This window comes from Allochromatium tepidum (assembly GCF_018409545.1).
Taxonomy (GTDB): domain Bacteria; phylum Pseudomonadota; class Gammaproteobacteria; order Chromatiales; family Chromatiaceae; genus Thermochromatium; species Thermochromatium tepidum_A.
In genome coordinates, this window is sequence record NZ_AP024563.1 from 2,659,509 (window position 1) to 2,683,596 (window position 24,088).

Genomic DNA, 24,088 nt, shown 5'->3' on the forward strand with positions numbered 1-24,088 from the left:
GGTCGGTCCTGTTCGATGGATGTCGATTCGATCCGCGATGTTACAGGCGAGTCAGGATTACGGCCAGTTTTCGGCAGATCCGGGCCGCCCCAGAGGAGCGACCGAGCGAACGCGGGAAATCTACTGACTGGTGCCGCCGACGGTCAGGCCGTCGATGCGCAGCGTAGGCTGACCGACGCCGACCGGGACGCTCTGGCCTTCCTTGCCGCAGGTGCCGACGCCTTCGTCGAGCTTGAGGTCGTTGCCGATCAGGCTGACGCGGGTGAGTACGTCCGGGCCGTTGCCGATGAGGGTGGCGCCCTTGACCGGACGGGTGATCCGGCCCTTTTCGATCAGATAGGCTTCACTCGCGGAGAACACGAACTTGCCCGAGGTGATGTCGACCTGACCGCCGCCGAAGTTGACGGCATAGAGTCCCTTGTCGACCGAGGCGATGATCTCCTCCGGATCGCGCTCGCCGGCGAGCATGTAGGTGTTGGTCATGCGCGGCATCGGCAGATGGGCATAGGACTCGCGCCGGCCGTTGCCGGTCGGCGTGGTGCCGGTGAGCCGGGCGTTGAGCTTGTCCTGCATGTAGCCGCGCAGGATGCCGTCCTCGATCAGCACGGTGTTCTGGGTCGGGGTGCCTTCGTCGTCGAGATTGAGCGAACCGCGCCGTCCCGGCAGCGTGCCGTCGTCGACCACGGTAACACCCTTCGCGGCGACCCGCTGCCCGAGGCGTCCGGCAAAGGCCGAACTGCCCTTGCGGTTGAAGTCGCCCTCCAGACCATGACCGACGGCCTCGTGCAAGAGCACGCCGGGCCAGCCCGAACCGAGCACCACGGTCATGGTCCCGGCCGGGGCTTCGACGGCATCGAGATTGACCAGCGCCAGCCGCACCGCCTCGCGCGCGAAGGCCAGCGCCCGATCCTCGACCAGGAAATAGCCGAGATCGGCCCGCGCCCCGCCGCCGCTCGATCCCTGCTCGCGCCGCCCGTCCTGCTCGGCGATGACGCTGACGTTCAGCCGCACCAGCGGACGCACGTCGGCGGCCAGGGTGCCGTCGTCGGCCAGCACCAGCACCGTGTCCTGCACCGCGACCAGACTGGCGATGACCTCGCGCACGCGCGGATCGGCGCGCCGGGCCTCGGCATCGACCCGTTGCAGCAGCGCGACCTTGTCGGCGTCCGGCAGACTGCCGATGGGATTGAGCGGTTCATAGAGCCGCCGGGCGATCGGCGGCTGACCGATGCGCACCCGCCCTTCCTGTCCGCCGCGGGCGATGGCCCGCGCCGCGGTCGCCGCCTCGATCAGCGCCGGGAGCTGCAACTCATCGGAATAGGCGAAGCCGGTCTTCTCGCCGCTGACGGCGCGCAGTCCGGCCCCCTGCTCGATGCTGAAGTTGCCGTCCTTGAGGATGCCGTCCTCCAGCACCCAGGATTGCAGCCGGCTGTACTGGAAATAGATGTCGGCCGCGTCCACCGCCGCGCTGGTCAGATGTCCGAGCAGACGGTCGAGTGCGGACTCGTCCAGTCCGGCCGGAGCGAGGATGCTGTCACGGGCGATGGCAATGGAATCAATCATGGGTTCGGAAGCGGGCGGACTCTTGGATTCAGTGGCGGGAGGTTCGTGGCCGGCCGGGACGCGGGACGACACGCGGATCGTCCGGTCGTGCGCCCCAACCGTGCCGTTCATGGTTGGACTTGCGGCCTCAGGCGTCGCATTTCAAACGCCGGTGGCGGATGGTCGGGAAGCTGCGCCGCACCGACTCCAGGAACTCGTGATCGATCGTGGCCTGGACATGCCCGGAGCCGCGCGGCACTTCGGCCAGCACCGTGCCCCAGGGATCGACGATCAGGCTGTGCCCGTGGGTCTCGCGGCCGTTGACATGGAAACCGCCCTGAGCCGCCGCCACCACATAGGCCAGATTCTCGATGGCGCGCGCCCGTAGCAGCGATTCCCAATGCGCCTTGCCGGTGACGGCGGTGAAGGCCGCCGGGACGACCAGGATCTCGGCGTCCTCGTCGAGCAGCCGACGATAGAGTTCGGGAAAGCGCAGATCATAGCAGACCGAGAGACCGATCCGCCCGAAGGGGCTGTCGACCACGACCGGCTGGGAGCCCGGCTCGATGACCGCCGACTCGTGATAGCGCTCGTCGAGACCGGGCAGGTTGACGTCGAACAGATGGATCTTGTCGTAGCGGGCGACCCGCTCGCCGCGGTCGTCGAAGACCAGGCAGGCGGCGCTCACCCGGTCGGGATTCGTGGCCTCCAGCGGAATGGTGCCGCCGACCAGCCAGATCCCCAGTTGTTTGGCCAGCCGCGCCAGGAAGGCTTGCAGCGGCCCGTCGCCGTCGGCCTCGCGGATCGCGAGCTGATCGCGGTCCTCCTGGCCCATGAAGGCGAAATTCTCGGGCAGGACCACCAGCTCGGCCCCCTCCTCCACGCTCTCCCTGACCAGACGCTCCACCTCGAACAGGTTGGCGCTGACATTGGGGCCGGTCGCCATCTGGATGGCCCCGATCTTATGTTTTTCTTTCATGTTGTCTGAACTACTCAATCCCGCCCAGACCCCGGCGCGGATGTCTCTACCTCAGCCGGCGACCGATCGCCGCCGTCCCACTCGAAAGCCGTTTCATTCGATCTTTGCAACAATACTACCAGAGCCGGTCGACCGGAACCGGCACTCAGGGGACATCGAGGAAATGGTTGGTCGGGCGCGGCGGTTTCCCGTCCTCGTTCGCCGGTTCTCGACGCTCACCGAGACCGCTCAGCGGCTCCCAGCCCAGTCGCGTCCACTCCGGCTCGGTCCAGGGGCCGGTGACCCGATACTGATAGCGTCCGAGCCGGTCGAGGGTGTTGCCGGTCGCGCGATCGACCAGATAGACGGCTGCGCCCACCACGGGCCCGCCCGCCACGGCGCCGGCCAAGGCCAGGCTCGTGCCCAGCTTGGGTTCGACCGTGACCAACTGGTCGAGCCGCCGGCCGACGAGATCCGCCGCGCCGCCGACCATGACACGCCCGGCCGGTCCCTCGATCGAGACGTCTTCGAAACGCGCCCGCCCCTGCCCGATGGCGATGCGTCCGCCCAGACGCTCGAAGGCGAAACCCTGGCCATAGAGATCCGAGAAATCGAGCGCCAGCCGCCGCCCGATGGAACCGATGTCGATGAACCCGAGCAGACGCCCGACGCCCGGCTCGGCCTCCAGCAAGCGTCCCGGATCGACGCCGATGTCGAGCACACCCTCGGCCCGCGCCCAGGCGAAGCGCGTCGGCCCGCCGGGCCAATGCAGTTGGACGCGCGCCCGCGCGCCCTTGGCCTCGATGGCCGTCGGCTCGTCGAGCAGCGTCAGGACGCCGCGCAGATCCGGAGTCTCGGCCTTCAGGTCCAGACGGCTGCGTCCACCCTCGGATGCCCGGACCCATTCGCCCGTACCTTCGATGTTCAAGAGTCCGGACCGGCTCAGACGCAGACGCGGCAGGCGCATCCCCAGGGCATCGCGATGCAGGGACAGATCGAGCGTGCCCAATGCGCGCTCGCCCCAGTCGAGCCGGGCGACGCGCAGGTCGAGCGAGGGGAGTTCGGTGATCGGGTCGGGCGCACGATCCGGACTCGGCGCGGATACGCGCGGCGTCGGCGGCCCGGCGGACTCGGGATGCGCCACGAACGCCTTGAGATCGAGCCGTTCGAGATCGAGATCCAGCCGCGTCCCGGTGTCCGTGTCGGCCGGACGGATCAGCCCGGCGACCTCGCCGGCATCGACGCGAAACCGCCAGCCGGATTTGCCCGGCGTCCCCCTGAGCTTGAAGGCGTTGAGCGTCCGCTCGCCGAGACTCAGGCGGTCGACGTCGAACTCCACACCGGCCAGCGCGATGCCGTCCTTGACCGCCGCGCTCTGGCCAAGCTGGGTCGCCTTGGCCCAATCGCTCCAGTCACTCAGATCCAGCGCGTCGATCCGTCCGGCCAGATGGAGTCCGGAATCCTGGGTACGCAGTGACAGTTCGAGCGGTCGGCCCGAAAGCTTGGCACCGACCTTGGAGGCCTGGATCCCGCGTTCGTCGAAGCGTACCGCGCCGCTCAGGCCCGAGAGCCGGATGGCCGTCCCGCGCACGCCCAGCGTGGCCGGCGCCGGCCAGCTCAGGACACCCGACACGCCCAGCGTGCGCTGTTTCACGAACGGCAGATCGATGTCCAGCACCAGTTGTGATTGACCGCTGACCTGGAGGATTTCGGCGAGTCCGCCCAGCTTTTCAGACAGTGGGGTCTCGGCCAGGGTACGCCGACCGTCCTCGAAGGGGCCGCGCGCCTCACCGTGGATGCGCATCTGCTCGACATGCGCGAGATCGGGCAGATCGACCCGGCCGGCGCGGAAATCGCTATCGAGGAGACGCCCGCGATCGACCCGGATCGTCAAGCCCTCGTCGAGAAAGCGCAGATGACCGGCGGCCGACGTGATGGCGGGCCATCCCGGCTGATAGTCCAGCCGCAGATCTTCGAACTCCAGCTTCAGCTCGAAACGGCCCTGACGCCGGCGGAAGGGATGATCGGCCAGGGCGCCGCGAAAGAGCGCGTCGCCCTGGGTGACGCGCCCGGAGACGATCGCGGCGTCGAGCCAGTCGACCAGTTGCGGCTTCATGATCCCAACCGGCAGGTAGAGACGCACATTGGCGGCATTGGCGTCCCGGAAGCGTGCGCGCAGATCCAGGAAGGGCCGTCCGTCGGCGCCCGGCAGTTCCAGCGCGAAATGCGCCTGACCGCTGAGATCGGCGTTCTCCAGCGCCAGTTCGTGCGCCGCGAGGCGCCAGCCGCCGGACGGACGGCGCGTCCAGTCGAGCCGGCCGCTGAACTGGTCGAGCCGCAACGGGCGATCGAAGAGCGGATTCAGGTCCAGATCCAGTCCCTCGGACCCGAGCCGCACCCAGCCGCCGTCCTGATCGCCGGCGAACCGCAGATCCAGGCCGGCGAAACCGGGCTGTCGTTCGCGGCGATCGAGACCCAGACCGGACAGCCGGCCCGAGACCTGCCAGCGTGACTCGACACCCGTGCCGGCCGGCTCGAAGCGTACCGCCAGATCGTGCGCGCTTCCGCGTGGGTGGCGCTCCAGGAGTGAGTTCAGCGCCTCGGGCAGCGGCCAGGGACTCGCCCGCCGCATGGCGCTCAGATCGTCCAGGTCCAACTGAGCGAGGCGTCCGCCCAGACCCAGCAGCCGTCCTTCCGGACTCAGACGCAGATCCAGACCCAGGCCCGAGACGGCCACGTCGTCGAATCCGGCCTCCAGTCCGGCGATCCGGGCGCTCCAGCCGGATTGCTGCGAACGCACGCGCGCCATCCCGCTCAGATGCCAGGCCGGCGACCGCTCGCGCGCGGCATCATCCGACGTCTGTGTCTGTCCAGGCGTCTCATCGGACGCCAGCCGCACGCCCCGCAGATCGGCCCGGATCAGCGCCTGTTCGAGTCGGCCCGCCTGGAAGTCGAGCCAGCTCTCGACGTCGGCGCGCTCGGTATCCAGCCGACCATGTGCCGGCACAGCCGCCGGCAGCAGCAGACCGAGATTGGCGACATCCAGATGCAGATAGCCGCGCCCGCTCCAGGAACGCGGATCGGACGCCGGACCATTCAGCCGCAGGGCCAGTTGGAGACAGGGTTTACAGGGTTCGTCCGCGCCGCTGGGCGCCTCATCGGTGGCGAGCACGAGCGGATCGGGCGACACCGGCCGTGCGGAGAGATCCAGCCAATGGCGCTCGCCGCTGTTCTCCAGTCGCAGGCGTGTCTCGACCAGACGCAGCTGCTTGCCGCCGCGCGCCGGATCGACGAACAGGATCTCGCTCTCGATCAGATCGAGCCGACCCCGATTCAAGAAGCCTTCGAGCACGCGCGGATCGTCGCTCGCCAGTGCGTCCAGTCCATGCACGCGCAGACGTCCATCCTCTCCGCGCTCCAGGACCAGACGCGCCCCGACCAGCGTGATGCCCGAAATCCGGACCGAACGGCTCAGGAGCGAGGCTTGGAGATTCAGATCCAGCTCGATCGCCCTCAACGCCGGCGCCCGCGTGCCGTCGTCCGGACGATCGAGCGCGACGCCTTCCAGCCGCAGACGCGGCTGCAAGCCGGACAGGCCGAGTCGCAACGTCCCGATCGACAGCCGATACCCGAGACGCTCGGACAGCCTTCCGGCGATGGCGTCCCGATACTCGCCGGTCAGCGGCGGCGTCAGACGCAAGACCGAGACCAACAGCGCCAGGAGCACCAGCCCCAGGAGCATGGAGGTCGTCAGCAAGGCCGTGAGGCGTCTGAGCAGGGACATGGGAGACATCAAGCCAATGGAGCCATCGGTGCGCGTTTTTCGGCGAGCGGCGCGTCCTGGCGCACGCTCCATGCAGCGTTAGATGAGCACGACGTCGTATTGCTCCTGAGTGTAGAGCGCCTCGGCCTGGAGCCGGATCGGGCGGCCGATGAACTCCTCCAGCTCGGCCAGATGCGCCGACTCCTCGTCGAGCAGCCGGTCGACGACCTCCGGCGAGGCCAGAACCAGCAGGGTCTCGACCTCGAACTGACGCGACTCGCGCAGGATCTCGCGGAAGATCTCGTAGCAGGTCGTCTCGGCGGTCTTGATCGAACCGCGCCCGCCGCAGCAGGGACAGGGCTCGCACAGCACATGCTCCAGCGACTCGCGGGTGCGCTTGCGCGTCATCTCGACCAGGCCGAGCGAGGAGACCTCGGTGATGTGGGTCTTGGCATGATCGCGGGCGAGGCATTTTTCGAGCGCGCGCAATACCTGGCGCTTGTGCTCGTCCTCGGTCATGTCGATGAAGTCGATGATGATGATGCCGCCGAGATTGCGCAGTCGCAGTTGACGGCAGATGGCTTGGGCGGCCTCCAGGTTGGTCTTGAAGATGGTCTCTTCCAGATTGCGATGGCCGACGAAGGCGCCGGTGTTCACATCGATGGTCGTCATGGCCTCGGTCTGGTCGATGACCAGATGACCGCCCGACTTGAGGCTGACCTTGCGCTGGAGCGCCTTGCGGATCTCCTCCTCGACGCCGTAGAGATCGAACAGCGGGCGCTCGCCCTGGTAGTACTCGATGCGCTCCCGGATCTCGGGGATGTACTTGGCGGCGAAGGAGACGGCCTTGTCGAACATGGCACGCGAGTCGATGCGGATGCGCTCGACCTCGGGCGTCACCAGATCGCGCAGTGCACGCAGGGCTAGGGCCAGATCGTCGTGGATCAGCCCGATCTGGTCGACATGGGTGCAACGCTCCTTGATGCCGCGCCAGAGCTTGGCCAGAAAGGCCATGTCCTTCTCCAGCGCCTCCTCGCTCACGCCCTCGGCGGCAGTGCGGGCGATGAAACCGCCCTCGCCCTGATGGGCCTCGACATAGCGCAGCAGGATCTCGCGCAGACGGCGGCGCTCGTCCTCGTCCTCGATCTTCTGCGACACGCCCGTGGTCGCCACCGCCGGCATGCACACCAGATAGCGCGAGGCGATCGAGATGTTGGTGGTCAGACGCGCGCCCTTGGTGCCGAGCGGATCCTTGACCACCTGGACCACGATCATGTCGCCCTCGCGCACCAGCTCATGGATCTGGTCGCCGCGCGACTCGCCCGGCGTGCCGATGATGTCGGAGGCGTGCAGAAAGGCCGCGCGTTCCAGACCGATGTCGACGAAGGCCGCCTGCATCCCCGGCAGCACGCGGCAAATGCGCCCCTTGTAGATGTTGCCGACCAGACCGCAGCGCTCGGCGCGCTCGATGATGATCTCCTGCACCACGCCGTTCTCGACCACGGCGACCCTGGTCTCGGGCGGGGTGACATTGATGAGAATCTCTTCACTCACTCGATACGTCCTTCAATAGCTGGATTCTGAACATTGAAACCGCAAAGGCGCGAAGGACGCAAAGCAACCGCCCAAGGATCGCCTGGAAATCGGCTCAGGAGAGGCGATCACGGTCGAGCAGGACGATCCCGGCGTGATGCAGCAGGCGCCCGGTTTCATAGAGCGGCAGTCCCATGACGCCTGAGTAGCTACCCTGAAGCTCGGCGACGAAGAGCGCGCCAAGGCCCTGGATGCCGTAGCCGCCGGCCTTGTCCTGCGGTTCGCCGCTCGCCCAGTAGGCCAGTCGCTCGCGGTCGTCGATGGCGCGAAAGCGAACCCGGCTCGTGCTCAGCGCGTACCGAACCTCACCGGCCTGGGCAAGCGCCACCCCGGTCAGCACCTGATGCGTGCGCCCGGACAGACGCGCCATCATGAGCAGGAAATCGGGTCGGTCGAGCGGTTTTCCCAGGATCTCGCCGTCGATGATCACGGCGGTGTCGGCGGCCAACACCGGGCGCGGGTCTCCGGTCGGAATCCCCAATCGGCCCGCCTGAGCCTTTTCAATCGCGATCCGCCGCACATAGTCCTCGGGCGATTCGCCCGGACCCGGAGTCTCGTCCACGTCCGCCGCGACCTGAGCGAAGCGCACTCCGATCTGGTTCAGCAACTCGCCCCGGCGCGGCGAGCGCGAGGCCAGATAGAGATGATGGTCGGTTTCGCTCATGCTGGAGACGAACTCCTTGGCGTACTTGGCGCCTTTGCGGTTCAAAACACGGCTCGATCACCCAGCCCGATGATAGGGATGTCCCTGGGTCAGACTCCAGGCACGATAGATCTGCTCGGCGAGGATGACGCGCACCAGCGGATGCGGAAAGGTCAGGGCCGAGAGCGACCAGCGCTCGCGCGCCTGCGCCAGACAGTCCTCCGACAGCCCGTCGGCCCCGCCGACCACGAGCGCCCGATCACGCCCATCGGCCAGCCAGTCGCGCAGCCGGCCCGCCAGCGTCTCGGTACTCCAGGAACGCCCGCGCTCGTCGAGCACGATCACATCCGCGCCCTTGGGGATGGCCTTGAGGATGCGCCGCCCTTCTTCTTCGCGCGCCTGACGCACATTGGTGGTCTTGGCGCGATGGACCGGGTCGATCTCGACCAGATGCAGGGCGCACTCGGGCGGCAGCCGCTTGGCGTATTCGCGATAACCCTCTTCGATCCAGCCCGGCATCCGCCGGCCGACACACATCAGATGAATCCGCATACGACACTCGATTTCGATCAGTCCCGACATCATCCTCCATCCCGGTGCCCGACGTAAACGCGCGCCGACCGAGACCCAAACGCACCCCCCGACCTGAGCGGGCGCTTTCAGCGTCCATCCGCTTGCGTTATGATCGCCGTTCGCGAATTTCGAATCCCGTCCGCGTCGCGACCTCGGTCCAGGCACACGGACGGAACAGACCAGCACATCCCGAGGTCGACGCACGACCACGGGCAACGGAGAAACACGATGGGCGTCGGTGGCATCAGTATCTGGCAACTCCTGATCATCCTGTTGATCGTCGTCTTGCTGTTCGGCACCAAGCGGCTGAAGAGCATCGGCTCGGATCTCGGCGAGGCCATCCGCGGCTTCCGCAGCTCCATGTCGAACTCCGACAAGAGCGATGAAGACAGCGCCCGCGAGAGCGCGACCATCGCCCAGTCCAACGAGGCGCGTCCGGGTGATACGAGCACCCAGTCGCGTCCGGCCGATACTGCCGCCAATCGCGATCGCCCCTGAGCCGATCGTCCCGCCAACCGGATGCGTGATCCGCTGGACCTGACCTAGATGTTCGACGTCGGCTTTCAAGAACTGATCCTGGTGGCGATCGTGGCCCTGGTCGTGGTCGGCCCCGAGCGCCTGCCGCGCGTGGCGCGCGTGGCGGGCAAGTGGGTCGGGCACGCACGGCGCACGCTGGCCAACGTCAAGCACGAGATCGATCGCGAGCTCAAGGCCGAGGAACTCAAGAAGATCCTCGACGAGCAGGCGCGACACAATCCGCTCCAGACCATCCTGGAAGAACCGGCGAAGACCATGCCCCGCCCGGCGACCACGACCGAGCCGCAGACGACTCAGAGCGGCTCGTCTCCGTCGAACGACCCGCTCGCCAAGTAAGGCGATCTGCGAGAAAGAATCGACTCCGTGCAGCATGTGGTGAGCGCCGCGAACCGCATCAGTCGCGGTCGATGCGGTTCGTTCCTCACCGCATCCTACGGGTAGAGGCCCTTGTTCCGGCCCACCGGACGCCGCATCTTGTCGGGGTCGAGCCAATCTCAACCCCCAACGAGCCCAGACCCGATCCATGCCGCGCCGTATCCTGCCGATCCTGATCCTCGCTCTGGGGGTCGGGATCTTCGTCGCCCTCAAGGCGACCCGCCCCACCCCGCATCCCGTCCAGCCCAGTGAACGGATCTGGCGTGTGGAAGTGACTCAGGTCACGCCCGCCGATCATCGCCCGATCCTGGCGCTCTTCGGTCGGGTCGAGGCGCCGGATCGCCTCCAGGCCGCCGCGCCCGTGGCCGGACGGCTGCTGGAGGTTCATGTCCGCGACGGTGATCGCGTTGCGATCGGTGCCCTGCTGGCGCGGCTCGATCCGAACGATCTCCAGCCGCGTCTGACCAGGGCGCGCGCCGATCTGGAGAAAGAGCGTCTCAAACTGAGCCACGACCGTCAGGCGCTGGAGCAGGAACGCGAGATCCTGCGTCTGGCCCGACAGGCGCTGGAGCGCGCCGAGACCGTGCAGTCCAAGCAACTCGGCTCGGTCTCCAGCGTCGACGAGGCGCGCGAGCAATACGCCCGCGCCCAGCTCGCCGTGACACTGCGCGAGCAGTCGATCGCCGAACATCCGGCGCGGCTGGCGGCCCTGGAAGCGGCGCTGGCCGAAGCCGAACGCGATCTGGCGCGCGGCACCATCCACGCGCCCTTCGACGCCCGCATCGGCGTGGTCGCGGCGGCGCCGGGCGATCAGCTCCAGCCCAACCAGACCATCCTCACGCTCTATCCGCTCGATGGACTCTATGTGCGCGCCAAGGTGCCGGGCGTGCACAGCGAGGAACTGCGCGCCGCGCTCGACGGCGGCGAGCGCCTGACGGCCACCGGCTCGCACGCCGGCCGCCCGGTCAGGGCCGTGCTCGAACGGCTGGCCGGCGAGGCCGACGCGCGCGGCGTCGATGCCCTGCTGCGACTCGATCCCGAATCCAGCCTGCCGCTCGGCGCCTTCGTCGATCTGCGGCTGGAACGCCCGGTCGCGCCCGACACCATCGCCCTGCCCTTCGCCGCCCTGCATGGCGGAGATCGCGTCTTCGCGGTGCGCGACGGGCGGTTGAAAGGGCTGCGCATCGAACGGGTCGGCGAACTCGACACCGGTGCCGGCGAGGGCCGCGTCCTGCTGCGCGTGCCCGAACTCCAGCCCGGCGAGCCGGTGATGCGCACCCACCTGCCCAATGCCATCGACAGCCTCAAGGTCGAGATCGTCGAATGAATACGAGTCTGATCGCCGTCTTCGTCCGTCATCCGCTGCTGGCCAATCTGCTGATGGCCGGAATGCTGATCCTGGGCGCCATCAGCCTGACGCGGATGAACATCCAGTTCTTCCCGACCTTCGCGCTCGACATCATCTCGGTGCGCGTGGTCTGGAGCGGGGCCTCGGCCGAGGACGTCGAGAGCGGCATCGTCATCCCGCTGGAAGAGCGGCTCAAGACCGTCGACGGACTCAAGAAGCTGACCGCGACCGCCGCCCAGGGCATCGCCAGTCTGTCGGTCGAACTCCAGGAGAACACCGACCCGCTGCTCGCGCTCGATCAGGTGCGCCAGCGGGTCGACGAGTTCCGCAATCTGCCCAGGGACGCCGAAACACCCCAGATCAGCCGTATCTCGCGGTATGAGCCGGTGGCGCGGCTGCTGGTCTCCGGCCCGAGTCTGGCCGATCTGCGCCCCTGGGTGCGCCAGTTCGAGCGCGAGCTGCTGGCGCGCGGCATCGATCGCGTCGACCTCTCGGGTCTGCCCGAGGAGCGCATCGCCATCGAGGTGCCGGGGCGGGCGCTGGAGACGCTCGGACTCTCGCTCGACGGCATCGGCGAGCAGATCGGACGGATCGCGCGCGACCTGCCGTCCGGCATCGCCGGCGAGGCCGACGGCGCGCGCGAGCTGCGCAGTCTGGAACAGCGTCGCGACCCGCTCGCCTTCGAGGATCTGGCCATCGTCAGCGACGAACGCGTGCTGGTGCGTCTGGGCGACGTGGCCGCCATCGTGCGCGAGGCGCGCCCGGCGAGTCTGACGCTCGAACCCATCCCGGTGGGACTCGACCCCGAGCCGCTCGCCGACAAACCGGCGAGCGTGGAACTGCTGGTCCAGCGTGCCGAACAGGGCCATTCGCTCAAGGCGGCCAAGATCTTCGACGACTGGCTCGCCGACACCCGTTCGACCCTGCCGCCGGCGATCGATCTGCGCGTCTTCGATGCCCAGTGGGAAGTCATCGCCGACCGTATCGACCTGCTGATCCGCAACGGACTCCAGGGGCTGACCCTGGTGCTGATCCTGCTGTTCGTCTTTCTGCCGGGGCGGGTCGCCTTCTGGGTGGCGATGGGCATCCCGACCGCCTACATGGCCACGCTCGCCCTGCTCTGGGCCTTCGGCGGCAGCATCAACATGATGAGCCTGTTCGGGCTGCTGCTCACGCTCGGCATCATCGGCGACGATGCCATCGTGGTCGGCGAACATGCCGAAACGCGCTACCGTCTGGGTCTGCCGCCGGCGGAGGCCGCGCTGGTCGGCGCGCAACGCATGTTCTGGCCGATCGTCGCCTCGGGGCTGACCACCATCGCCGCCTTCCTGCCGCTGATGCTGGTCGGCGGCATCATGGGCAATATCCTCGGCGACATCCCCTTCGTGGCCATCATGGTGCTGGCGGCCTCGCTGCTGGAAGTCTTCTTGGTCATGCCGATGCATCTGCGTTCGGCCTTCGAGCATCACAAGGACGCGACCGTGCCGCGCTGGCGCGAGCGGGTGAACGCCGGATTCGATCATTTCCGCGATCAAATCTATCGGCCGCTGGTGGTCTGGGCGCTGCACTGGCGCGGGGTCACGGTCAGTCTGGTGGCTGTGTTCATGCTGCTGGCGATCGGGCTGCTGGCCGGCGGACGGGTGCCCTTCGTGTTCTTCCCCACGCCTGAGTCCCAGGTGGTCTTCGCCAACGCGACCTTCGTCGCCGGGACGCCGCGCGAGCAGACGGCGGCGTTCGTCAAGGAACTGGAACGCGCGCTGATCGCGACCGATGAACAGTTCGGCGGCGGGCTGATCGAATCGGCGGTCGCCCGGCTCGGGTCGACGATTTCGGTGGGTGTCGGGGCGGGCGCTGCGGGCGATCAGCTCGCCTCGATCCTGGTGCAGTTGGTGCCGTCGGAGTATCGCGAGGTGCGCAACGAGCCATTCCTCGCCGCCTGGCGCGCCAACACCCGGATGCCGGCCGGGCTGGAGAGTCTGGTGATCTCGGCACAGCGCGCCGGGCCGCCGGGGCGCGATCTGACGCTGCGGCTCATGGGTCAGGATGCCGACCGGCTCAAGTCCGCCGCGCTGGAGCTGGCGCAGAGTCTGGAGAGCGTGCCGGGCGTCTCGGACATGGTCGACGACATGCCGTTCGGGCGCGAACAGCTCATCTATCGGCTGACGCCGGCCGGTCAGGCGCTGGGTTTCACCACCGAGTCGCTCGGCCGCCAACTGCGCGCGGCCTTCGACGGCTATCCGGCGCAACTGGTCCAGGTCGGACAGGACGAGCTGGAGGTGCGGGTGCTGCTTCCGCGCGCCGAGCGCGTCCGGCTCAATACCCTGGAACAACTGCTGGTGCGCGCGCCGGACGGGCGGTTCGTGCCCCTGACCACGGTGGCGAGCTGGGAGACCCGGCGCGGCTTCGAGGCCCTGCGTCACGCCGACGGACGGCTCGCCGTCGAGGTCTCGGCCGACATCGATCGCGCGCTGGCCACGCCCGACAACGTCCGCGAAGCCCTGGAGCGCGATCTGCTGCCGCGTCTGGTGTCGCACTACGGCATCGACTACAGCTTCGAAGGCCGCGCCGCCGATCAGCGCGAGACGCTCGGCGACATGCGGCTGGGGCTGGTCCTGGGGTTGGTGCTGATCTATATGATCCTGGCGGCGGTGTTCGGAAGCTGGGGCTGGCCGCTGGTGGTGATGACCGCCATTCCGCTCGGCTTGGTCGGCGCGATCGGCGGGCACTGGATCCTGGGACTGGATCTGACGCTGCTGTCGCTGTTCGGGCTGTTTGGACTCTCCGGGATCGTGGTCAACAATGCCATCATCCTGGTCAGCATGTATCACGGGCTGCGCGAGGAGGGGATGGAGGTCGATGAGGCGCTGGTGGAGGCGGCGGTGTCGCGTCTGCGCGCGATGCTGCTGACCTCGGCGACGACGGTGGTGGGGCTGGGGCCGCTGATCTTCGAGACCAGTCTCCAGGCGCAGTTCCTGATCCCGATGGCGGTGTCGCTGGCGTTCGGGGTCGGCTTCTCGACCGTGCTGGTGCTGATCTTCACCCCGGCGCTGCTGTCGCTGCATGAGAGTCTGCATCGGCGTCTGGCGCGCGGTTGGGCCTGGCTCAATGGTCGGCCGTATCGCCCTCAACAGGCTCGCTAGCGACCCCGAGATCACAGGCTCGAATCGCTCACGTCACACCGGCAACGCTTGCTTGTGGCGTGCTATCCGGCGTGGGATGATCGCGCCGGCAACCTCCCGATGCGTCCTCGATCCATTCGGCCTCAACGCCCCAGACCACCATGATGTCCTCCCTCAAGACAGAGTCCGCCCGGCTGCACGACGATCACAATCCAAGCGCCATCTCGCTCCTCGGCTGGCTGCGCCGCGCCGTCCCGCCGCTGCTGATCCTGGTGACGGTGCTCGCCGCCTGGAACGAGCTCCAGGGGTTCGACGTCCACGCCCTGCACGAGAGCGTGCGCCGACTGCCGGTCGGTCTGCTGATCGGGCTGCAATTGCTCGCATTCGCCGCCGTCGCCCAGATGATCCTCTACGACTGGTGGATGGCGCGCTGGCTCAAGCTGGATCTGCCGCTGCCCAAGCTCGCCCGCTATAGCTGGGTGGCCAACACCATCAACAACCTGGTCGGACTCTCGGGTCTGGCCGGTTCCGGCATCCGCCTCCTGCTGCTCACGCGCGAGGGGGTGGCGACCCGCACCGCCTCGATCTATGCGGGCTTGATCATGCTCTCGATCCCGGTGGGACTCTCGGTGCTGATCCTGTTCGCGCTGCTCCAAGGGTATACCACGCTGGTACCGGGGATCATTCCGCAATGGGCCGTGAGCGCCGTGCTGATCGCCTATGCCGCCTATCTGCCGGCCTTCCTCGTGCTGGTGGGCAGTCGGGCCGTGCTGCACCGGGTGCTGAGCGGCGAGACCCGACTCGGCTGGTCGTGCGGATTGGGGCTGGTCGCGCTCTCGGTGATCGACTGGCTGCTGGCGGTGCTGGTCGCCTGGTGCTGTCTGGCCGCCACGGGCGCGCCCATCGCGCCGGGTCTCTTCCTCGCCGCCTTCACCTTCGCGGCGACCCTGGGCGTGGTGAGCCTGATCCCCGGCGGGATCGGCGTCTTCGATGCCGCGCTGCTGGTGATGCTGACGGGCGCCGGCGCTCCCGCCGAGGCGTCGGCGGCGGGGGTGCTGATCTTCCGGCTGGTCTATTACCTGATTCCCTGGCTGACCGGCGTCTATCTTGGGAGCGGACTGCTGACCTCGACCGAGTCGCCGGTCCTGACCCGGTTCGCGCGGCACTGCCAGGACAATCCGCTGCTCGGTCTGCTGCGGCTGTCGCTCCAGATCGTCTCGCATCTGGGCATGCGCCTGCTCGCCCTGCTCACCTTCGCCACCGGACTGCTCCTGCTCGCCTCCGCCGCCCTGCCGACCCTGGAGGAGCGCCTGGAGCGCCTGCTGCTGGTGCTGCCGCAGGGCGCCATCGAACTGTCCCATCTGCTCTCGGTGGGCGTCGGGGTGCTGCTGATCGCCCTGGCGCGTGGGATCGGAAAACAGGTGCGTAGCGCCTACCGGATCTCGCTTCCGCTGCTCCTGGGCGGCGCCCTGCTCAGTCTGTTGAAGGGCGCTGCGGCAGAACAGGTGGTCTTCCTGCTGGTCGTGGCCGGACTGCTCCGGCTGAGACGCGAAGCCTTCTACCGTGTCTCCTACCCGCTGCTCGGCCCGCGCAGTCTGCTGTGGCTGCTGGCACTCCTGGCCAGCGTCGCCGGTTATGTCCTGTTCGGCGCCTGGCTGCACGCCGAGGGACTCGGCGACCCCGGACTCTGGCTCCAGTCCGGACCCGATCAGCACAGCGCCCGCTTCCTGCGCTCGCTGCCGCTAGCGATCCTGGTGCTGGCCGGCTGGCTCGCCTGGGGGCTGTTCCGCATGCCCCGGCCCGAATTCCCGCCGACCGATCGCGCCGCGCTCGTCCAGGCACGCGACTGGCTCGAAGCCAACGACGGCGGAACCTTCGCCCATCTGCTGTTCATGGGCGACAAGCATCTGCTCCAGGCCGCCGATGGGCGCTGTCTGATCCAGTACAAACGGATACGCAATCGTCTGGTCGCCCTGGGCGATCCCATGGGAGACACGCAATCGCTGGCGCGCGCGCTGCTCGAATTCCGCGATCTGGCCGATCAGCACGACCTCGACCCGGTGTTCTACGAGATCGGCAACGCGCATCTGCATCTCTATCACGACTGCGGCTTCGCGCTGTTCAAGGCCGGCGAGATGGGGCTGGTGTCGCTGGCCGATTTCACGCTTGCCGGACAGCGCAACAAGAGTCTGCGCACCAAGGTCAATCGCGCCGTGCGCGACGGCTTGACATTTGAGGCGCTGCGGACGCCGCCGGACGAGCCGACCTGGGCCGAACTGGAATCGGTGTCGAACGCTTGGCTGAGCGAGCGCGGCAGCGGCGAAAAAGGCTTTTCATTGGGCACCTTCGACCGCGACTATCTGTCCTGGGGACCGCTGCTGCTGGTGCGTCAAGGTGGGCGCCTCATCGCCTTCGCCAGTCTGATGCCCTCTTATCGCGGTCGTCAGGAGATAGGGATCGACCTGATGCGGTATCTGCCCGGCGTCCCCTATGTGACCATGGACTTCCTGTTCACACGGGCGATCGAGTGGGCGCGCGACGAGGGTTACGCCTGGCTCAATCTGGGCATGGCGCCCCTGAGCGGTGTCGGCAAGATCCGCTATGCCCGTCCCGACGAACGTCTGGCGCGACTGGCCTACGACTATGGCAACCGGCTCTACAACTACAAGGGACTGCGCGACTTCAAGGAGAAATTCCACCCGGTCTGGCAGAGCCGCTATATTGCCTATCCGTTCTATCGTTCGCTGCCGACGCTCCTGATCGATCTGGCCGCCCTGATCGCCGGGGGCTACGGACGCCTCCTGATCAAACCCTGATCCACGACCATGCGCCTCATCTCCATGCCCTTCCGGATCATCCGGTTCGCGCGACGGCGGCCGATGCTGCTGTGTCTGCTGGCGTTCGCCGCCCCGGCGCCCGCCGTCGTCCACGAGCAGACCCTGAACCACGCTGGGCGGGCGCTGCATCTGGTCTACCCGCAAGACGCGCCGCAAGGGATGGTGCTCTTCCTGCCGGGTTCAGCAGGCTGGGACGATGCCGCACGCTCCAGGGCGCGCGAAGTCGCCAATTTGGACTATCTGGTCGTCGGGATCGACTGGTCGCATCCGGCGCCGAAACCGCCCTGGTGGGATCTGGGGTCGCATCTGGCGCGCGGTCTGCACTGGCTCGACAGACGCTGGGCCGGGCAACCGGACGTGCCAACGGACACGGCCTGCTGGGACATGGGCGCCGAGCTGGCCGAAACGGCGCGCTGGTCGCGGGCGCGCGTTGCACTGCCCAAGGGCCGGCTGCCGATCCTGCTGGGCCAGGACGAGGGCGCGGCCCTGGTCTACACGGCGCTGCTGCAATCGCCCCCGCGCCGATTCCATGCGGCGCTGAGCCTGGATTTCCGTCCGCGCTGGCCAGTCGCGACGCTGCCCTGCGAATGCGCCGGCTGGAGCGCCGCGCGACTGGAGGGCGACCAGTTGAAACCCGCCCCTCAGGTTCCGGCGGCCTGGTTCCTGTTCGAGCAGAACGGCTCGCCGGACGACTCGGAACGCGCCGCCGCCTTCATCGATGGGATGGGCAATGCGCGTCTGGCGAGCGAGGCACCGCTCCCGGCGTCCACAGCGCCGGCAGAGACGGATCAGACGAGCGATACCGAGCCGCTCTCGCCGTTCCTCTCGCTCCTGCAATGGCTCGATCCGCGCATCCCCGATCAGGTCGGGGTGGTCTCGGCCCAGGCCGACACCGCCGGTCTGCCGCTCACCGAGGTCCGGGCCGAGCACGAAGACCCCACGACCTTCGCCATCATGCTCTCGGGCGACGGCGGCTGGGCGGCGCTCGACCGGAGTGTGAGCGCAACCCTGGCCGAACAGGGTGTCAGCACGGTCGGCTGGGATGCGTTGAGCTATTTCTGGAAACCGCGTTCACCGGACGAGACGGCGGCGGATCTGACACGGGTGCTGCGTCATTATCTGGAGACCTGGCACAAGGAGCGGGTGGTCCTGATCGGCTACTCGTTCGGCGCCGAGGTCATGCCCTTCATGGCCAATGGTCTGCCGCCCGAGCTGCGTTCGCGCGTCTCGCTCGTGGCTTTGCTCGGGCTCGGGCCGACGGCCGTGTTCGAGTTCCACATGAGCGACTGGCTCGGCGGCGCGCGCGGCGAGCAGGCCCGTCCGGTGCGTCCTCAGATCGAGCAGCTCGGCTGGACGCGCACGCTCTGCATTCATGGGCTGGAGGAAGAAAACAGCCTCTGTCCCGAGTTGCAACCACTCGGCGTCAGGGTCGAGGGCGTCCCCGGCGATCATCACTTCGACGAGGACTACGCGGGAGTCGCGCGGCTGATATTGAGAGGTCTGGCGCCCTGATCGATCAAGCCCGAATCAGGGTGACACACCGTCCGGCCGGGGTCTGGCGCTCCAGACTGGTGGTACGCGCCTCGATCGGCGGCTGACCGGATCGGCGATCGAAGATCACCAGCCAGCCGAAGTCCAGCCCCAGATCGGCCAGATAGTCGTCGAGCCGGCGCAAACCCTCGGGGAGCGGGTCGGGCCGTCCGTCGCGCCAGACCTTGAGTTCGATGCCCAAGGTCAGGGACGCATAGCGCAGGCAAAGATCCATCCGTCCCGAGCCGATGGCGTATTCGCGCGCTCCAGGCTGCCGACCCCTCAGGTTATCCCGCAGAGTTCTGCCTATGCGCGAGACCCCTCCAGCCCCAGCGTCCCGCTTCGATTCCGCCATGGTCGCCGCCGGAATCGCGGAGAATCATCGGCCATATTTTCGCCGCCGGCTGCGGTTCTATCCGGACTTTTGCCGGAAGTACCAACAAGACTCCACCCATCATTCAAGCCTCACCGCCTTCGACGCCAAGCTCCGGGACCAAGCCCCCTGTCAAACCCCGCCATAATGCTCCCGCTCCCCCAGCCACCGATCAATCAACGGCGTAACGAGTTCGGGATACCCCACGAGCAACAGATCCGCCGCCCGCTGCGCCTCGGCAATCAGCGGCTGATCCCGCAACGGATCGGCAATCCGGAACTGAATACTCCCCGTCTGGCGCGTCCCCAACACCTCACCCGCCCCCCGAATCGCCAAATCACGCTCGGCAATCTCAAACCCACTGGTCGAATCACGAATGATCCCCAGCCGCTCACGCGCAATCGCCGACAGCGGCGCGTGATAGAGCAGCAGACAATAACTCTCCACCGACCCACGCCCAACCCGCCCGCGTAATTGATGCAACTGCGCCAAACCCAACCGCTCCGGATTCTCGATGATCATCAAACCGGCATTCGGCACATCGACCCCGACCTCGATCACCGTGGTCGCCACCAGCAGATCCAGCGCACCGGACGCAAACGCCGCCATCACCGCATCGCGTTCCTGGCTCTTGAGCCGACCATGCACCAACCCGACCCGCAATCCATCCAGACACTCGCTCAACTGGCGCGCCGTATCCTCGGCCGCCTGACACTCCAGCACCTCCGACTCCTCGATCAGCGTACAGACCCAATACGCCTGACGCCCCGCCAGACACGCCTGACGCACCCGCTCAATGACCTCGTCGCGCCGCGTATCCGGCACCGCGCGCGTGACGATCGGCGTGCGTCCGGGCGGCAGCCCGTCGATCACCGACAGATCCAGATCGGCATAGAGCGTCATCGCCAGCGAGCGCGGAATCGGCGTCGCGGTCATGATGAGCTGATGCGGCGCCCTGTCCTCGCCCCCGCCCTTCTCGCGCAGTTTCAACCGCTGATGGACGCCGAAGCGATGCTGCTCGTCGATGATGACCAGCCCCAGATCCTGAAACGCCACGTCGTCCTGCAACAGCGCATGGGTGCCGACCACGATCGGCGCCGCGCCCGAGGCGATCGCCGCCAGCCGTTCATCACGCTCGCGCCCCTTGTGACGCCCGGCCAGCCACATAGGTTCGAGCCCGAGCGCACCGAGCCAGCCGCTCAGACTGCGATGATGCTGCTCGGCCAGCAGCTCGGTCGGCGCCATGAGCGCGGCCTGACAACCCGACTCCAGCGCCTGGAGCGCGGCCAGCGCCGCCACCACCGTCTTGCCCGCGCCCACGTCGCCCTGGAGCAGCCGCTGCATCGGCCGCGACTGCGCCAGATCGGCCGCGATCTCGGCCACCACCCGCTCCTGAGATTCGGTGAGCCGGAACGGCAGACTGGCCCGCAAGCGCTTGCGCAAGCCGCCATCGCCGCCCAGCACCGGCGCCGAGACGCGCCGCTGTTCCAGCCGCATCCGGCGCAGACTCACCTGATGCGCGACCAGTTCCTCGAAGGCCAGCCGGGCGAAGGCCGGATGCCGACCCTCAGTCAGATCCTGGAGCGGCGTACCGACCGGCGGACGATGCAGAAAGGCCAGCGCCTCGGTCAGGGTCGGCAGCTTCATGGATTCGAGGATCTCGGGCGGCAGCAGCTCGGCCGGCGCGGTGCGCTCCATGAGCGCCAGTGCCTGATCGGTCAGGCCGCGCCAGCGCGTTTGCTGAAGCCCCTCGGTCGAGGGATAGATGGGGGTCAGACAGGCCGCGATCGGCTCATCGGCCTCGGGGCGCAGGAGATGGTATTCGGGATGCACCATCTCCAGCGACTGCGGCCCCTGACGCACCTCGCCATAGCAGCGCACCCGCTCGCCGGGTTTGAGCGCGGCGGCCTGCTGGGGCGAGAAATAGAAGAAGCGCAACAGCAACCCGGCGCCGAGCGCGTCCCCGATCCAGACCTTCAGCGAGCGCCGCCGCCCGAGACCGATACCGGACTCCAGGATCTCGCCCTCGACCCAGGTCTCGACCCCGACCTCGATCTCGGTCAGCGGCGTCAGCCGGGTGCGATCCTGATAGCGCAGCGGCAGATGGAACAGCAGATCCTGGACCGTGCGAATACCGAGCCGTTCGAGCCGCTCGGCGATCTTCGGCCCGACCCGGTCGAGCGTGCGCGCCGGAATCCGGTCCAGCCCCTGATTCACGGCCCCGGAATCCGGCGCCACGGGCGTCACACCGGATGGGCCGGCGATGATCCCGGCTTCGGACATGTCGTCGCGGACTCCCTCAGTCATCGGCGCCACTGTGATTCGAGTCGGTTGCTACACCCTGGCGCCGTGGCAGTATTCGCCCGTCACCAGGTCGAACTGACGCGCGTCCCGTCCGGAGCGTCCTTGCGCGAACGGATCGCCTGGGCGAGCTGATGCACGGCCATGGCGTAATAGGTGCTGTGATTGTAGCGTGTAATCACGTAGAAGTTCTTGAGTCCCAGCCAGTATTCATAGCCGCCCTGGGCGTCGAGTTCGAGCAGGCTGACGGTGCCGGTACGACCGAGCGCGCGCGTGGGCTTGATGCCGCGTCCGGCAAGCTCGTTCAAGCCGTAGCTGGTGTTGAAGCCGCTCTTCAGCGCTCGCGCGGCCGCCGGTGATTCGACGCTCGCACGCACGGCCACCGCCTCGCCCGGCTGCCAGCCGTGGTGGCGGAAATAGTTGGCCACGCTGCCGATGGCGTCGGCCGGATTCCAGAGGTCGCGATGGCCGTCGCCATCGTGATCGACCGCATGATCGCGGAAGCTCGACGGCATGAACTGCCCCAGCCCCATGGCGCCGGCGAAGGAACCGCGCGGTGCGAAGGGATCGATGTTCTCCTCGCGCGCCATGATCAGGAAATTCTCCAGCTCGCCGGTGAAATACTCGGCGCGACGCGGATAGGCGAAGGCGAGCGTGGCCAGGGCATCGATGATGCGCGTCTTGCCGGTGAAGCCGCCGTAGCGCGTCTCCACGCCGATGATGGCGACGATGTATTCGGGCGGAACGCCATAGTGCGCGGCGGCACGATCGAGCGCCGCCTCGTTGCGACGCCAGAAGGCCACGCCGTTGTTGATGGAGTCCTCGCCGAGGAACTTGGCCCGATAGCGCGTCCAGGCCCCGGTCGGGCCGGTGCTCTTACTTGGCGCCTGCTGGTCCATCAGATCGATGATGGACTGCTGACGCCGTGCACCCGAAAGGATCGCCGCCGTGCGCTCAGGTGAATAGCCATGCTGGCGCATACGCGCGATGAAAGCGTCGACGCCGGGCGCACCGGCAAAGTCACCGCTGACCGGGACGTGCATGGCGTTATAGGCGCCATCGTCGCGCGTCGACGACGTACCGCAACCGACCAGCAGCAGCGCCAGCAAAGGGATGAATCTCAATATGGACATGATGGAACGGCCTCCAGGCGCGCGGAACGACACAGGTATTTTCAATCGAGCACCAGGATGGCATCCATTTCGACCTTGGCGCCCTTGGGCAGGGCCGCCACGCCGATGGCCGCACGCGCCGGATAGGGTTCCTGGAAATACTCGGCCATGATCTGATTGACCAAAGCGAAGTCGTTGAGGTCGGTGAGAAAGACATTGAGCTTGACGATATCGCTCAGATCGCCGCCGGCCGCCTGGGCGACCGCGCGCAGATTGTCGAAGACGCGCCGGATCTGGGCGCTCATGTCGCCCTCGATCAGTTCCATGGTCTCGGGCGCCAGCGGAATCTGGCCGGAGAGATAGACGGTCCGATCGACGCGGACGGCCTGTGAATAGGTGCCGATGGCGCGCGGTGCCTGATCGGTGCGGATGATCTGTTTGCTCATAGTGTCGGTCTCTCTCCAGTCAGGGTCAGGACGCGAACAGCCGTTGCCGGCAGTATCGGCGGTTATTGGGCGCGGTATCGCCATGGCGGTTTATAATCGCAGTCTTATCGATTCCGGATCAACCGCCATGCCCGCTCTCTATCAATCCAATCTGCCCCATCTCGAACTGATCGCGCGCGGCAAGGTCCGCGATCTCTATCGCATCGACGACGATCATCTGCTGGTCGTGGCCAGCGACCGGCTGTCGGCCTTCGACGTGGTGCTGCCCGATCCCATCCCCGGCAAGGGCGAGGTGCTGGCGCGGTTGTCGCGCTTCTGGTTCGCGCGCACGGCCGACATCATCCCCAATCATCTCACCGACATTCCGGTGTCTTCGGTCGTGACCGATCCGCAGGCGCTGGCCGAACTCGGCGACCGTGCCATGGTGGTGCGCCGCTTCGAGCCGCTGCCGGTCGAGGCCATCGTGCGCGGCTATCTGATCGGCTCGGGCTGGAAGGACTATCAGGCCACGGGTTCGGTCTGCGGCATCGCCCTGCCGTCGGGTCTGCGTCAGGCCGACCGGCTGCCCGAGCCCATCTTCACGCCCTCGACCAAGGCCGAGCTGGGCGCGCACGACGAGAATGTCGATTTCGCCCACACGGTTAGGCTGATCGGTCGCGCGCTGGCCGAGCAGGTGCGTGATACCAGTCTGGCCATCTACCGGCGCTGCGCGGCCCATGCGCTGGAGCGCGGCCTCATCATCGCCGACACCAAGTTCGAGTTCGGACTCGACGACGACGGACGGCTGTATCTGATCGACGAGGCCCTGACGCCGGATTCGTCGCGCTTCTGGCCGGCCGACGATTATCAGCCGGGCATGAGTCCGCCGAGCTTCGACAAGCAGTTCGTGCGCGACTATCTGGAGACGCTCGACTGGGACAAGACCCCGCCCGGTCCCAAACTGCCCCCGGAGATCATCGAGCGCACAGCGGCCAAATATCGCGAGGCCGAAGAACGGCTGACAGCCTGAGACCCGCCAACCTTCTAAGGAGCACGGCA

At 67.4% G+C, this 24,088-nt stretch carries 17 protein-coding genes; 7 read left to right on the forward strand and 10 right to left on the reverse strand.

Annotated features, from left to right (window positions below; genetic code table 11):
- Nucleotides 1–120: 120 nt before the first annotated feature.
- The 6 genes from tldD to rlmH form a co-directional block, all read right to left on the reverse strand.
- Nucleotides 121–1,563, reverse strand: coding sequence for a metalloprotease TldD (tldD, locus tag Atep_RS12755; RefSeq protein WP_213378870.1), 1,443 nt, complete (start codon nucleotides 1,561–1,563; stop codon nucleotides 121–123).
- 127 nt (nucleotides 1,564–1,690) lie between these two features.
- Nucleotides 1,691–2,521, reverse strand: a complete 831-nt coding sequence (locus Atep_RS12760) for a carbon-nitrogen hydrolase family protein (protein ID WP_213378871.1) — start codon at nucleotides 2,519–2,521, stop codon at nucleotides 1,691–1,693.
- Between the two features lie 145 nt (nucleotides 2,522–2,666).
- A complete protein-coding gene (locus Atep_RS12765; RefSeq protein ID WP_213378872.1) occupies nucleotides 2,667–6,284 on the reverse strand; it encodes a YhdP family phospholipid transporter in 3,618 nt (1,205 codons plus the stop codon).
- 78 nt (nucleotides 6,285–6,362) lie between these two features.
- Nucleotides 6,363–7,817 carry a ribonuclease G gene (rng, locus tag Atep_RS12770; protein ID WP_213378873.1) on the reverse strand — a complete coding sequence of 485 codons (1,455 nt, stop codon included), beginning with the start codon at nucleotides 7,815–7,817 and terminating at the stop codon, nucleotides 6,363–6,365.
- A 94-nt stretch (nucleotides 7,818–7,911) separates the two neighbouring features.
- Nucleotides 7,912–8,520 carry a Maf family protein gene (locus tag Atep_RS12775; protein ID WP_213381667.1) on the reverse strand — a complete coding sequence of 203 codons (609 nt, stop codon included), beginning with the start codon at nucleotides 8,518–8,520 and terminating at the stop codon, nucleotides 7,912–7,914.
- Nucleotides 8,521–8,577: 57 nt separating this feature from the next.
- Nucleotides 8,578–9,051: a 23S rRNA (pseudouridine(1915)-N(3))-methyltransferase RlmH gene (gene rlmH / locus Atep_RS12780; RefSeq protein ID WP_213378874.1), complete on the reverse strand. Its 474-nt coding sequence runs from the start codon at nucleotides 9,049–9,051 to the stop codon at nucleotides 8,578–8,580.
- Between the two features lie 249 nt (nucleotides 9,052–9,300).
- Here rlmH and tatA point away from each other — a divergent pair, with 249 nt between their 5' ends.
- The 6 genes from tatA to Atep_RS12810 all read left to right on the forward strand — a co-directional run bounded on the left by tatA (nucleotide 9,301) and on the right by Atep_RS12810 (nucleotide 18,800).
- Nucleotides 9,301–9,570 carry a twin-arginine translocase TatA/TatE family subunit gene (gene tatA / locus Atep_RS12785; protein WP_213378875.1) on the forward strand — a complete coding sequence of 90 codons (270 nt, stop codon included), beginning with the start codon at nucleotides 9,301–9,303 and terminating at the stop codon, nucleotides 9,568–9,570.
- Nucleotides 9,571–9,618: 48 nt separating this feature from the next.
- Nucleotides 9,619–9,945 (forward strand): Sec-independent protein translocase protein TatB, encoded by a 327-nt coding sequence (gene tatB / locus Atep_RS12790; RefSeq protein ID WP_213378876.1) that lies wholly within the window; start codon nucleotides 9,619–9,621, stop codon nucleotides 9,943–9,945.
- A 187-nt stretch (nucleotides 9,946–10,132) separates the two neighbouring features.
- Nucleotides 10,133–11,311, forward strand: coding sequence for an efflux RND transporter periplasmic adaptor subunit (locus Atep_RS12795; RefSeq protein WP_213378877.1), 1,179 nt, complete (start codon nucleotides 10,133–10,135; stop codon nucleotides 11,309–11,311).
- Nucleotides 11,308–14,472: an efflux RND transporter permease subunit gene (locus Atep_RS12800; protein ID WP_213378878.1), complete on the forward strand. Its 3,165-nt coding sequence runs from the start codon at nucleotides 11,308–11,310 to the stop codon at nucleotides 14,470–14,472. Before Atep_RS12795 ends, Atep_RS12800 begins: the two co-directional genes overlap by 4 nt.
- Before the next feature lie 143 nt (nucleotides 14,473–14,615).
- On the forward strand, nucleotides 14,616–17,267 hold the full coding sequence (gene mprF, locus Atep_RS12805) for a bifunctional lysylphosphatidylglycerol flippase/synthetase MprF (RefSeq protein WP_213378879.1): 2,652 nt from the start codon (nucleotides 14,616–14,618) through the stop codon (nucleotides 17,265–17,267).
- Between the two features lie 9 nt (nucleotides 17,268–17,276).
- Nucleotides 17,277–18,800: a virulence factor family protein gene (locus Atep_RS12810; RefSeq protein WP_213378880.1), complete on the forward strand. Its 1,524-nt coding sequence runs from the start codon at nucleotides 17,277–17,279 to the stop codon at nucleotides 18,798–18,800.
- Nucleotides 18,801–18,804: 4 nt separating this feature from the next.
- Here Atep_RS12810 and Atep_RS12815 read toward each other — a convergent pair whose 3' ends face one another.
- From Atep_RS12815 to Atep_RS12830, 4 genes are all read right to left on the reverse strand, one after another.
- A complete protein-coding gene (locus Atep_RS12815) occupies nucleotides 18,805–19,053 on the reverse strand; it encodes a hypothetical protein (protein ID WP_236786200.1) in 249 nt (82 codons plus the stop codon).
- A 270-nt stretch (nucleotides 19,054–19,323) separates the two neighbouring features.
- Complete coding sequence (gene recG, locus Atep_RS12820) at nucleotides 19,324–21,474, reverse strand: ATP-dependent DNA helicase RecG (RefSeq protein ID WP_236786202.1); 2,151 nt, start codon at nucleotides 21,472–21,474, stop codon at nucleotides 19,324–19,326.
- Between the two features lie 83 nt (nucleotides 21,475–21,557).
- Entirely contained in the window at nucleotides 21,558–22,625 is a 1,068-nt protein-coding gene (gene mltB, locus Atep_RS12825; protein WP_213378881.1) for a lytic murein transglycosylase B, read from the reverse strand.
- Between the two features lie 41 nt (nucleotides 22,626–22,666).
- Complete coding sequence (locus tag Atep_RS12830; protein ID WP_213378882.1) at nucleotides 22,667–23,050, reverse strand: RidA family protein; 384 nt, start codon at nucleotides 23,048–23,050, stop codon at nucleotides 22,667–22,669.
- Nucleotides 23,051–23,177: 127 nt separating this feature from the next.
- Between Atep_RS12830 and Atep_RS12835 the strand changes: the two genes are divergently transcribed.
- A complete protein-coding gene (locus tag Atep_RS12835) occupies nucleotides 23,178–24,059 on the forward strand; it encodes a phosphoribosylaminoimidazolesuccinocarboxamide synthase (RefSeq protein WP_213378883.1) in 882 nt (293 codons plus the stop codon).
- The last annotated feature ends 29 nt before the right edge of the window (nucleotides 24,060–24,088 follow it).

Excerpts from the sequence above, each read along its gene's own strand:
- tldD (WP_213378870.1), bottom strand. The coding sequence starts at position 1,563 with ATGATTGATTCCATTGCCATCGCCCGTGACAGCATCCTCGCTCCGGCC.
- Atep_RS12760 (WP_213378871.1), bottom strand. The coding sequence starts at position 2,521 with ATGAAAGAAAAACATAAGATCGGGGCCATCCAGATGGCGACCGGCCCC.
- Atep_RS12765 (WP_213378872.1), bottom strand. The coding sequence starts at position 6,284 with ATGTCCCTGCTCAGACGCCTCACGGCCTTGCTGACGACCTCCATGCTC.
- Atep_RS12775 (WP_213381667.1), bottom strand. The coding sequence starts at position 8,520 with ATGAGCGAAACCGACCATCATCTCTATCTGGCCTCGCGCTCGCCGCGC.
- rlmH (WP_213378874.1), bottom strand. The coding sequence starts at position 9,051 with ATGCGGATTCATCTGATGTGTGTCGGCCGGCGGATGCCGGGCTGGATC.
- tatA (WP_213378875.1), top strand. The coding sequence starts at position 9,301 with ATGGGCGTCGGTGGCATCAGTATCTGGCAACTCCTGATCATCCTGTTG.
- tatB (WP_213378876.1), top strand. The coding sequence starts at position 9,619 with ATGTTCGACGTCGGCTTTCAAGAACTGATCCTGGTGGCGATCGTGGCC.
- Atep_RS12795 (WP_213378877.1), top strand. The coding sequence starts at position 10,133 with ATGCCGCGCCGTATCCTGCCGATCCTGATCCTCGCTCTGGGGGTCGGG.
- Atep_RS12800 (WP_213378878.1), top strand. The coding sequence starts at position 11,308 with ATGAATACGAGTCTGATCGCCGTCTTCGTCCGTCATCCGCTGCTGGCC.
- mprF (WP_213378879.1), top strand. The coding sequence starts at position 14,616 with ATGTCCTCCCTCAAGACAGAGTCCGCCCGGCTGCACGACGATCACAAT.
- Atep_RS12810 (WP_213378880.1), top strand. The coding sequence starts at position 17,277 with ATGCGCCTCATCTCCATGCCCTTCCGGATCATCCGGTTCGCGCGACGG.
- Atep_RS12815 (WP_236786200.1), bottom strand. The coding sequence starts at position 19,053 with ATGGATCTTTGCCTGCGCTATGCGTCCCTGACCTTGGGCATCGAACTC.
- recG (WP_236786202.1), bottom strand. The coding sequence starts at position 21,474 with ATGTCCGAAGCCGGGATCATCGCCGGCCCATCCGGTGTGACGCCCGTG.
- mltB (WP_213378881.1), bottom strand. The coding sequence starts at position 22,625 with ATGTCCATATTGAGATTCATCCCTTTGCTGGCGCTGCTGCTGGTCGGT.
- Atep_RS12830 (WP_213378882.1), bottom strand. The coding sequence starts at position 23,050 with ATGAGCAAACAGATCATCCGCACCGATCAGGCACCGCGCGCCATCGGC.
- Atep_RS12835 (WP_213378883.1), top strand. The coding sequence starts at position 23,178 with ATGCCCGCTCTCTATCAATCCAATCTGCCCCATCTCGAACTGATCGCG.